Origin of the sequence: uncultured Leptotrichia sp. (genome assembly GCF_938036635.1) — a bacterium.
Taxonomy (GTDB): Bacteria; Fusobacteriota; Fusobacteriia; order Fusobacteriales; family Leptotrichiaceae; genus Leptotrichia; species Leptotrichia hongkongensis.
The window spans coordinates 1-10,556 of record NZ_CALHQO010000271.1 but is presented as its reverse complement, the minus strand read 5'-3'; the positions used below and the strand labels follow the sequence as shown (position 1 = coordinate 10,556).

General features: G+C 30.9%; 10 protein-coding genes. 8 read left to right on the top strand and 2 right to left on the bottom strand.

All coding sequences use genetic code 11. The annotated features are described in order from the left end of the window. Window positions 1-2 precede the first annotated feature (2 nt). On the bottom strand, window positions 3-434 hold the full coding sequence (locus tag Q0370_RS05305) for a PTS sugar transporter subunit IIA (RefSeq protein ID WP_299573059.1): 432 nt from the start codon (window positions 432-434) through the stop codon (window positions 3-5). Beyond that, on the bottom strand, window positions 428-2,485 hold the full coding sequence (locus Q0370_RS05300; RefSeq protein WP_299573057.1) for a PTS sugar transporter subunit IIA: 2,058 nt from the start codon (window positions 2,483-2,485) through the stop codon (window positions 428-430). Before Q0370_RS05300 ends, Q0370_RS05305 begins: the two co-directional genes overlap by 7 nt. Window positions 2,486-2,812: 327 nt before the next feature. Here Q0370_RS05300 and Q0370_RS05295 point away from each other — a divergent pair, with 327 nt between their 5' ends. The 8 genes from Q0370_RS05295 to Q0370_RS05260 all read left to right on the top strand — a co-directional run bounded on the left by Q0370_RS05295 (window position 2,813) and on the right by Q0370_RS05260 (window position 10,337). Continuing rightward, window positions 2,813-3,121: a hypothetical protein gene (locus Q0370_RS05295; RefSeq protein ID WP_299573055.1), complete on the top strand. Its 309-nt coding sequence runs from the start codon at window positions 2,813-2,815 to the stop codon at window positions 3,119-3,121. A gap of 195 nt (window positions 3,122-3,316) precedes the next feature. Next, the gene (rplM, locus tag Q0370_RS05290) at window positions 3,317-3,751 is read left to right on the top strand and encodes a 50S ribosomal protein L13 (RefSeq protein WP_147005224.1); all 435 of its coding nucleotides are present in this window, start codon (window positions 3,317-3,319) and stop codon (window positions 3,749-3,751) included. Between the two features lie 13 nt (window positions 3,752-3,764). Next, window positions 3,765-4,163 (top strand): 30S ribosomal protein S9, encoded by a 399-nt coding sequence (rpsI, locus tag Q0370_RS05285; RefSeq protein WP_299573053.1) that lies wholly within the window; start codon window positions 3,765-3,767, stop codon window positions 4,161-4,163. 299 nt (window positions 4,164-4,462) lie between these two features. Then, entirely contained in the window at window positions 4,463-5,428 is a 966-nt protein-coding gene (locus Q0370_RS05280; RefSeq protein WP_299573050.1) for a thiamine pyrophosphate-dependent dehydrogenase E1 component subunit alpha, read from the top strand. A gap of 15 nt (window positions 5,429-5,443) precedes the next feature. After that, the gene (locus tag Q0370_RS05275) at window positions 5,444-6,436 is read left to right on the top strand and encodes an alpha-ketoacid dehydrogenase subunit beta (RefSeq protein ID WP_299573047.1); all 993 of its coding nucleotides are present in this window, start codon (window positions 5,444-5,446) and stop codon (window positions 6,434-6,436) included. A gap of 39 nt (window positions 6,437-6,475) precedes the next feature. After that, window positions 6,476-7,510, top strand: coding sequence for a dihydrolipoamide acetyltransferase (locus tag Q0370_RS05270; protein WP_178934977.1), 1,035 nt, complete (start codon window positions 6,476-6,478; stop codon window positions 7,508-7,510). Between the two features lie 55 nt (window positions 7,511-7,565). Then, window positions 7,566-9,299 carry a dihydrolipoyl dehydrogenase gene (lpdA, locus tag Q0370_RS05265; protein ID WP_299573039.1) on the top strand — a complete coding sequence of 578 codons (1,734 nt, stop codon included), beginning with the start codon at window positions 7,566-7,568 and terminating at the stop codon, window positions 9,297-9,299. A 45-nt stretch (window positions 9,300-9,344) separates the two neighbouring features. Continuing rightward, window positions 9,345-10,337, top strand: a complete 993-nt coding sequence (locus Q0370_RS05260; RefSeq protein WP_299573037.1) for a lipoate--protein ligase — start codon at window positions 9,345-9,347, stop codon at window positions 10,335-10,337. Window positions 10,338-10,556 lie beyond the last annotated feature (219 nt).

Genomic DNA, 10,556 nt, shown 5'->3' with positions numbered 1-10,556 from the left:
AATTAATATTTTTTTATAACTTCTAATATCTCGTTATAATCTTTTGAATTTATAAGTTTTTCAATGCTTTCATCGTCTTGAAACAATTCCATTAATTGCATAAGGGTTTCCAAATGACTATTTGCATCCTTAGTTGCCAGCACAAATACCAGCTGAACTTTGGAATTTCCATAATATACTGGATTATTAAGTTTCAAAAGACTTACTCCAGTGCCTATTGCTCCTTCTTCAGGTCTTGCATGCGGCATTGCCAAATTATCTCTTAAAATAACATAAAAACCTAGTTTCTCAATACTTTCTATCATAGCGTTGATATAATTTTCCATTATTATATTTTTTTCTAATAGAGGTTTTCCTGCGATTTTGATACTTTCTTTCCAGTCGATTACAGAATCTATTATTTGAATGTTACCATCAAGTATTTTTTCTAACATATGAGTTCCTTTCTGAAAAATTCTTCTAATTCTTCATATTCAGTTATTTTTGAGATTTTTTCAATAAAATTATATTTTGTAATTAACTCAAACAAGTCGTTTAAAATTCCTAGATGTTCGGTTTTGTTGATAGTTGCAAAACTCAAAAATATGTTTGCACCTTTTCCGTTTGGAAATAGAACTTTTTCTTTTACAATTAATAATGAAATTCCTGTTTTCAATACATTTTTTGAAATTGGTGCATGTGGAATTGCCATCCCTTCCTCAATAATAATATAAGCTCCATGTTTTTCGATTAATTTTATCATTTCTTCTACATAATCCTGCTTGATAAATCCGTTTTTTTGAAGTATATTTCCAGCTTTAGTTATTGCTTCTTTCCAATCACTAACTTTGTTTACAAATTGAACGTTGTTTTTATTAAGCATCTTCTTTAAAATAATTCCCGCTTCAGATAAGTCATCAATAATTTTATTTTCAAGTTTATTTTTCAAATCATTTATAAGTTTGTATTCATCTGTTATGGTTGTATTATTTTTTATTATGTCCATTATTTGCTTTAAAGAAATTTTTGTTATATTTTTTCTTATTCCATATTTTGATAAAAGAATAAAATCTTGCTCTTTAAGTAATGGATTTATTTTTATAACAGGAATATCATAGTTTTCTTCTAAATCGATAGTAGATAAAATTAAATCAATATTTGCATAATTGGGCATTGAAGTCTTTATCAAGTAGTATGGCAGAACATCTACAATATCCAAATCATAATTTTCCTTTAAGCTTTGTTCAAGCACTTTTGAACTGCCATAACCTAATCCACAAATTAATATTACCTTTTTAGTTTTTTCAGAAGTGTTTCTTTCAATAGATGCTTTTATATGAAAGCCCATAAGAGCGATTTCATCTTCTGGAAACTTTACTTCAAAAAGGCCTTCAATTTCTTCTATAGCTCTATTTACTACTTCCAAAATAGGATCTTTTTCTAAAATCAGTTCTTGAAAAACCGAATTTGTGATTTGAATATTATTTTTTATTCTATACATAGCAGGCTTTATATGGTATAAAAGTCCGTTATAAAGTATTTCATCACGTGTCAAGTCAGTTTTTACAATTTTGCTCACTTTGGAAATCATTTTTTTTATAATCAGTTCCTCGTTTATCCAGTCTTCAAACGAATTATTTTTTAAGCTGTTTATATTTATTCCCATTATTAAATCAGTTATTTCGATTAACGTTTCAGATTTTGTTTCATTTTTGTTAAGAATTTTTTGTAAGATTTTTTCAATTTTTTTATATTCTTCTGTATGAATTAAAAATTTTTTCGCAGTAAAATCTTTTTTATTCTCACAATCTTTTTCAAAATTTAAAAGCAGCAGGACGTAAGAAAATATTTTATTATAACTCTCTTCATTTATGTTTAAAAACATAACCTTTTCAATTTCTACAATAAATTTTTTTGCATTTTCAATATTTTTTTGTTTGATATATTTGAAAAAATAATCGAAAACTTGTGTTTTGATTACTTTTGAAAAATTTTTATCATTAAGGGAATCAAATAATTTTTCTAGAAGTTCAATTTTTTTTATTAAGATTTTTTGAAAGCTACCATTAATATGATAACCATCGACATTTTTATAAAGTAGTTCAATTCCCTGCATTTTAAATTCTTCTGATATCAATTTCAAATCTTTTTTTATTGTTGTTCTGGAAATTTCAAGTTCTTTACATATCTTTGTAATATTAAGCCCTTTTTCGTCAAAAAATAATATTAACTTTAAAATATCTATCCTATCTTCTATAGATAATTTATGAATTTTTTCCAAAATCTCAAATAGACTTTTAAAATCCTGATTAGTGTCAAGATAAATACTATTTTTAACTTTTTTAGTAATCTTATAGTCAAGTAATTGTAAAATACTATCAATATTATTAATATAATATCTAGCTGCTCTGTCTGAAACACCATATTTTTCAGATATTAATTTAAAATTATATTTTTCCCCTTTTATAAGATTATTCAATATTTCAGTTTCCCTATAATTTAACATAATATTCACCTTTCTATAATAATGATACCTCAAAAATTTAAATAATCAATCTAAATTACATTTCAAATATATTTGAAAAAATGTTACCAGCTGCAATTTTGTTTACAATTTTATTATTTAAAGTTTATCCAAAAATATGGAAAAAAACTTTACTTTAAAAATTGGCATCATAATACATGTATGGCACAATAATATTGTATTATAAAGTATATTTTAGATTTGAAAACTACTTTAAATTAAATAGATAAAATATGTAAGAATTATATTTTCAGTAAAAATAAATGGAAGAAATGATAAATATGAAAAAATATTAGTGTTATCTATAAAATGGCTTTAGGAATTAGTACAAATGTATTTACTTATTCTGGTAATAGTATGATTGAGGATATAATGGCTGATAAAATTATTCGTTCAAAAGAACTGGAAGACATAACAAAAGAAGAAATGAAACTTATTAAAAAATGTCGCCTGGAGGATTCGTTAGCATATAAAATTGCCAGTTCAAAAACTCCAGAGGAAATAACAGAAAAAGAAATGAAACTCATTAAGAAACATGGATATGAATTTTTGCTGTCAGATGAATTTAGAAAACAAATAAAAAAAGAGATGACTAAAAATCTTAAGAAAAAGAAATAAGCAGATTTTTATAAGGATTAAGAGTAAAAAGGGAATTTTTTATGAATAAAATCTTTTAAATTTCTTCAAATGGAAAAATATCAAGGAAATTCTCTTGACAAGTGGGAGGAAATGATATATAATTAACTAATATGAGCCTTTCCCACAAAGGACCGTTATTCTATAAAATAGAGAATAAAAACAGGAGGAAACAAAGTGAGTAAATACACTGTAATGCAAAAAAAAGAAGAAGTTGTAAGAAATTGGTATGAGATAGATGCAGAAGGAAAAGTGCTTGGAAAATTAGCTACTGAAATCGCAGTAAGATTAATGGGTAAACACAAACCAAGCTATACACCGCACGTTGATGGAGGAGATTTTGTTATCATTACAAATGCTGATAAAATCGCTGTAACAGGAAATAAATTATTAGACAAGAAATATTACAGACATAGTGGATATCCAGGTGGATTGAGAGTAAGAACTTTAGAAGAAATGTTACAAAAACAACCTACTGAAGTAATCAGAAAAGCTGTAGAAAGAATGTTACCTAAAAATAAATTAGGAAGCCAAATGATTAACAGATTGAGATTATTCACAGGATCTGAGCATACACATACAGCACAAAAACCAGAAAGAATAGAGTTATAGGAGGTAAATTTTCGTGGCAGAAAAAATTCAATATTTAGGAACTGGAAGAAGAAAAACTTCAGTAGCAAGAGTAAGATTAGTACCAGGTGAAACTGGAGTAACAATAAATGGAAAAGATATGAGAGAATATTTTGGTGGAAGAGAAATCTTGGCTAAAATAGTAGAACAACCATTAGAATTAACAGAAAATTTAAATAAATACGGAGTAAAAGTTAATGTAAATGGTGGAGGAAACACAGGACAAGCAGGAGCAATTAGACATGGTGTTTCAAGAGCATTATTAGTAGCTGATGCTGAATTAAGAGGAGCTTTAAAAGAAGCTGGATTCTTAACAAGAGATTCAAGAATGGTTGAAAGAAAAAAATACGGGAAAAAGAAAGCAAGAAGAAGCCCACAATTCTCAAAAAGATAATTGTATTATTTTATACGCCCTTGGAAACACTGGTTTTCAGGGGTTTTTATTTTTCAGAAATCGTTTGAGATTGTATGCGTAATATACAAGTAATATACATTTTTACAAACGTTGAATTTATAAATAGATACGCTAATTGTCTAAACATCGAAGAAAACAAAAAGATATTTTTTTAACTTGTAAATATTTGTTGTAATGATTACAAAATTATGATAAAATTAACTGGAAAATTTTGAAAAACAAAATATTGATTGTTAAAAATTTATAAAGATATAAAAATATATTTAATGGAGGGAATTATGGAACTATCAAAAGGTAAATTGCTGAATATTTACGAACGAATGCTTAGCATTAGAAATTTTGATTTAAAAGTAAATCAGCTTGTGAAAAGAGGAATGGTGCCTGGAATGACACATTTGTCAGTAGGAGAAGAAGCAGCGAATGTTGGTGCTATTGCGGCATTGAATGCTGATGATCTTATTACATCTAATCACAGAGGACATGGACAGGTTATCGCTAAAGGGATTGACTTGAATGGAATGATGGCTGAAATTATGGGAAAAGCTACTGGAACTTGTAAAGGTAAAGGTGGTTCGATGCACATTGCCGATTTAGAAAGTGGAAACTTGGGAGCAAACGGAATTGTTGGTGGTGGACACGGAATGGCAGTTGGTGCAGCTTATACTCAGAAAGTAAAAAATACTGGAAAAATAGTAGTTTGTTTTTTCGGAGATGGAGCTACAAATGAAGGGAGCTTTCACGAAGCAATGAACTTGGCGTCAGTATGGAATGTACCTGTGATTTTTTATGCAATTAATAATGGATATGGAATAAGTACTTCAATTAATAGTGTTGCAAAAGTGGAGCATCTTTATCAAAGGGCTGCAGCTTATGGAATGCCTGGATATTTTATTGAAGATGGAAATGATGTTCTTTCAGTTTATGAAACTTTTGAAAAGGCTGTAAAGCATGTGAGAGAAGGAAAAGGACCTGTATTTATTGAAAGCGTAACTTACAGATGGTTCGGACACTCAAGTTCTGATCCTGGAAAATACAGAACAAAAGAAGAAGTTGACGAATGGAAGTTAAAAGATCCTAACTTAAAATTCAGAAATTACTTACTTGAAAATAATATTGCAACAGAGGAAGAATTAGTAGAGCTTGAAGAAAAATCAAAAAAACAGATTGAAGATGCAGTAGAATTTGCAAAAAATAGTCCAGAACCTACGTTAGAATCTGCATTTGAAGATATATTTGCGAATTAGAAAAGGAGATAGAAAATGGAAACAAAGTTGATGTCTGTAAAAGAGGCAATTATTACAGCAATGTCGGAAGAGATGAGAAGAGATGAAAATGTATTTTTAATGGGAGAAGATGTAGGAATTTTTGGAGGGGATTTTGGAACATCAGTTGGAATGCTTGATGAATTTGGGCCAGAAAGAATAAAAGATACTCCAATTTCAGAATCAGCAATTTCTGGAGCTGCAGTTGGTGCTGCAATGACAGGGCTTCGTCCTATAGTTGATGTAACATTTATGGATTTTATCGTTTATATGATGGACAACATTGTAAATCAGGCGGCAAAAACTAGATATATGTTTGGTGGAAAAGGACAAGTGCCAGTAACATTCAGATGTGCGGCAGGTTCTGGAGTGGGTTCGGCAGCACAGCATTCACAGTCGCTTGAGTCTTGGTTTACTCATATTCCAGGAGTAAAAGTTGTTGCGCCAGGAACACCTGCGGATGTAAAAGGGCTTTTAAAATCAGCAATTCGTGATAATAACCCAGTAATTTTCCTTGAATATAAAGCACAGTATAATATGAAAGGTGAAGTTCCTACAGATCCTGAATTTACTATTCCTTTAGGAAAAGGTGAAATTAAAAAAGAAGGAAAAGATATTACAATTGTAACTTATGGAAGAATGCTGGAAAGAGTAATGAAGGCAGCAGAAATTGTAGAAGGTGAAGGAATTAGCGTAGAAGTTGTAGATCCAAGAACATTAGTTCCATTAGATAAGGAAATTATATTAAATTCTGTGAAAAAGACTGGAAGAGTAATTTTAGTAAATGATGCTCACAAAACAAGCGGGTTTATCGGAGAAATTTCTGCAATTATTTCAGAAAGTGACACATTTGACTATTTGGATCATCCGATAGTAAGATTAGCAGGGGAAGATGTACCAATACCTTATAACCACACTCTTGAAACAGCGATGGTTCCAAGTGTGGAAAAAATTGTAGAAGCAATTAGAAAAGTAAAAAATAAACAATAAAAAATATATAGGAAGAAATAAAACAGAAAGGAAGAAGCTATGGAAAATAATGAGTTAAGAGCTACTCCTGCGGCACGTAAATTAGCACAGCAGATGGGACTTGATCTTTTTCTTGTGAAAGGCAGCGGAGCAAATGGACGTGTTCATAAGGAAGATGTAGAAACATTTAAATTTGAAAACCATATTAGAATATCGCCACTTGCAAGAAAGATTGCGTTGGATCATAACATTGAGCTGGAAAGTGTTGTTGGGACAGGATACAATGGAAAAATAATGCGAGATGATATTTTAAAATTGATTGCTAAGCCACAGGAAACAGAAGATTTGGCAAGACATGAAAAAGCTGTTGTCGCGGAAGAAAAAGCAGTTGCACAGCAGGATATAGAAATTGTGCCAATGTCAGCAATGAGAAAAGTTATTTCAAAACGTATGACAGAAAGTTATCTAACAGCACCTACATTTGCACTTAATTATGAAATTGACATGACAGAAGCTATTGCACTAAGAAAGAAAATACTTGATACAATTTTAGAAAGTACAGGAAAGAAAATTACAATAACAGACATTATTTCATTTGCAGTTATAAAAACTTTGTTAAAGCACAAGTTTGTAAATTCAAGTTTGTCAGAAGACGGGACACAGATTATTCTGCATAATTATGTAAACTTGGCGATTGCAGTAGGATTTGATGGTGGACTTCTTGTGCCAGTTGTAAAAGGTGCAGATAAAATGACACTTAGCGAATTAGTTGTTGAATCTAAGAAGATAGTGAAAAAAGCATTGGATATGAAGTTGACACCTGATGAGCAAAGTGGAAGCACATTTACAATAAGCAATCTTGGAATGTTTGGGGTGCAAAGCTTTAACCCAATAATAAATCAGCCAAACTCAGCAATCTTGGGAGTTTCTTCTACAGTTGAAAAACCTGTTGTTGTAAATGGTGAAATTACAGTTCGTCCAATGATGACTTTGACGCTTACAATTGATCACAGAGTGGTAGATGGACTTGCTGGGGCTAAATTTATGCAGGATTTGAAAAATGCTTTGGAAAATCCAATCTCTTTGTTAATTTAAAATTAGATAGAAAATATGAAATGTAAAATTATTTGAGTATAAAGGAGTGAATTTTATGGCTACAGAGATAATTATGCCTAAAGCTGGAATAGATATGACGGAAGGGCAGATTATAAAATGGAATAAAAAAGAAGGGGAAAAGGTAGAAGAAGGGGAAATTTTACTTGAAATAATGACAGATAAGACAAGTATGGAACTGGAAGCTGAAGCATCAGGATATTTGATAAAAATAGTAAAAGGAGATGGAGAAACTGTACCTGTTACAGAAATTATCGGATATATTGGTGCAGAAGGAGAAGCAGCTCCAGAAGCAGGTTCAGCAAATACAGTAAGTGCAGCTCCAGCACAAGCTTCACAGCCAAAATCAGAAAATGTGGCTCAACCTACCCCTAAAAAAGAAAAGGCAGAAGATGAATTTGATGTTGTTGTAATTGGTGGAGGGCCTGCTGGATATGTAGCGGCAATTCGTGCAGCTCAGCTTGGTGCAAAAGCGGCAGTTGTAGAAAAAAATGAATTTGGAGGAACTTGTCTGAACAGAGGATGTATTCCTACAAAAACATTCCTTAAAAATGCTGAAATTCTCGAAGGTATCGAAATGGCAAGCAAAAGAGGAATTATTTTGGAAAGTGAAAAATACACAATTGACATGCCAAAAGTTGTGCAGTTGAAAAATGAAATTGTTAAAACATTGACAAATGGTGTAAGAGGACTTCTAAAGAGCAACGAAATTAAAATGTTTAATGGAGTTGGAAAAATCAATAAGGATAAAGATGTTGTTGTAAATGGAGAAACTGTTTTAAGAGCTGATAAAATAATCTTAGCTGGTGGATCGAAAGTCGGAAAAATCAATATTCCTGGAATTGAAAGCAACAAAGTTCTTACAAGTGATGACATTTTAGACATACAGCAAATTCCAAAATCACTTACTGTAATTGGTGGAGGAGTTGTTGGAATTGAGCTTGGACAAGTGTTCTTATCATTTGGAAGTGAAGTTACAGTTGTGGAAATGATGGATAGAATTGTACCAGGAGTAGACAGGGAATCTTCAGCTGTACTTAGAAAAGAGCTTGAGAAAAAAGGAATGAAAATATTAACTTCTACACAAATTAAGGAAATAGTTGATGATGGACACAACTTAACAATCAAAGTTGACGGACATGATGACATTGTTTCTGAAAAAGCATTATTGTCAATCGGAAGAGTACCTGATTTAGAAGCTATTGGAGAAATTGATCTAGAAATGGAAAAAGGTCGAATCAAAGTTGATAAATATATGGAAACAAGTGTACCTGGAATTTATGCACCAGGAGATATAAATGGAATCAAGATGCTTGCTCATGCGGCATTCAGAATGGGAGAAGTTGCGGCTGAAAATGCAGTTCAAGGAAACCATAGGGAAGTTAGACTTGAAACAACTCCATCTGCAATTTACACAGTGCCAGAAGTGGCAATGGCAGGACTTACAGAAGAAGAAGCAAAAGCAAAATATGACATTAAAGTTGGTAAATTCCAATTTGCAGCAAATGGAAGAGCGTTGGCTTCAGGAGAATCAGCAGGATTTGTAAAAGTTATAGTTGATAAAAAATATGACGAAATTCTTGGGGTGCACATTGTAGGACCATCAGCGGCAGAAATGATTAACGAAGCATCAGGACTTATGGCAATGGAAATTACAGTAGATGAAGTGATTAAAACAATCTATGCTCATCCAACTTACTCAGAAGCTCTGTTTGAAGCATGTGCAGATGCATTAGATGAAGCGATTCATTTACCTAGAAAAAGAAAATAATAAAAAAGTGAAATAAATTGAAATTTTGAAAGGAATTTTAAACATATGAAATATTATGTTAGTAAGTCAAATGATCCAGCATTTAACATTGCTTTGGAAGAGTATTGCTTTAAGCAGCTGCGTGATATTGACGAAATATTTTTACTTTGGATAAATGAGCCAACAATTGTTGTAGGAAAATATCAAAATACAATTGAGGAAATTAACACAGAATATACTCGTGAAAAAGGAATTCATGTTATTCGTAGAATTTCTGGCGGAGGTGCAGTTTACCACGATTTAAACAACCTAAACTACACAATTATTTCCAATAAGCAGGAAGATAAGGAAGGTTTTAACTTTAAGGAATTTTCAAAGCCAATTATAGAAACTCTAGCAGAATTGGGAGTAAAAGCAGAATTTACAGGACGAAATGATTTGGAAATAGATGGACAGAAATTTTGTGGAAACGCTCAAGCATACATAAAAGGACGTGTAATGCACCATGGATGCCTATTATTTGATGTAAATTTTGGAGAATTAGGAAATGCATTGAAAGTTTCAAAGGATAAAATTGAATCAAAAGGCGTAAAATCAGTAAGAAGCCGTGTTACAAACATACTTCCTCATTTGAAAGAACCGATTACTGTAAATGAATTTGGTGAAAAAATAATGGAATATATGAAAAAACAGTATCCAGATATGAAAGAGTATGTTTTTAGCCAAGAGGAGCTGGATTATATTTCCAAGAGAGCTGAAATTAAGAGAAGCTGGGAATGGAATTACGGAGAGTCGCCAGAATTTAATATAACTAGAGGAAAGAGATTTGAAAATGGTAAAATCCAAATTTTTGCCACAGTGGAAAATTCTAGAATTAAAAATATCAAATTCTATGGAGATTTCTTTGGTAAAAATGAAGATTTGAGTGAAATTGAAAATCTTTTGAAAGATACGAAATATACAAGGGAAGCTGTGAAAGAAAAATTAGAAACAGTTGATATTGGTGAATATTTTTCTAGATTTACGGTAGATGAAGTTGTGGAAGTTATTGTTGAGTAGCAATAATATGTTCAGATTTTTAAAAATTGAACTAATAAATCAAGTGATTTTTAAGCTTGATTTTAAAATATAACTTTAGTAAAAAAAAATAAGCACTTTGGAAACAGAGTGCTTTTTTTGAAATTAAATTTAAAGTGCATCCAAAACTTTGGACAATCAAATGAAAAAAACTAATTTTCTGTTTGTTAAAATATAATTTTAGAGAGATATTTAATTGCG

Excerpts from the sequence above, each read along its gene's own strand:
- Q0370_RS05305 (WP_299573059.1), bottom strand. The coding sequence starts at position 434 with ATGTTAGAAAAAATACTTGATGGTAACATTCAAATAATAGATTCTGTA.
- Q0370_RS05280 (WP_299573050.1), top strand. The coding sequence starts at position 4,463 with ATGGAACTATCAAAAGGTAAATTGCTGAATATTTACGAACGAATGCTT.
- lpdA (WP_299573039.1), top strand. The coding sequence starts at position 7,566 with ATGGCTACAGAGATAATTATGCCTAAAGCTGGAATAGATATGACGGAA.
- Q0370_RS05300 (WP_299573057.1), bottom strand. The coding sequence starts at position 2,485 with ATGTTAAATTATAGGGAAACTGAAATATTGAATAATCTTATAAAAGGG.
- Q0370_RS05260 (WP_299573037.1), top strand. The coding sequence starts at position 9,345 with ATGAAATATTATGTTAGTAAGTCAAATGATCCAGCATTTAACATTGCT.
- Q0370_RS05275 (WP_299573047.1), top strand. The coding sequence starts at position 5,444 with ATGGAAACAAAGTTGATGTCTGTAAAAGAGGCAATTATTACAGCAATG.
- Q0370_RS05270 (WP_178934977.1), top strand. The coding sequence starts at position 6,476 with ATGGAAAATAATGAGTTAAGAGCTACTCCTGCGGCACGTAAATTAGCA.
- Q0370_RS05295 (WP_299573055.1), top strand. The coding sequence starts at position 2,813 with ATGGCTTTAGGAATTAGTACAAATGTATTTACTTATTCTGGTAATAGT.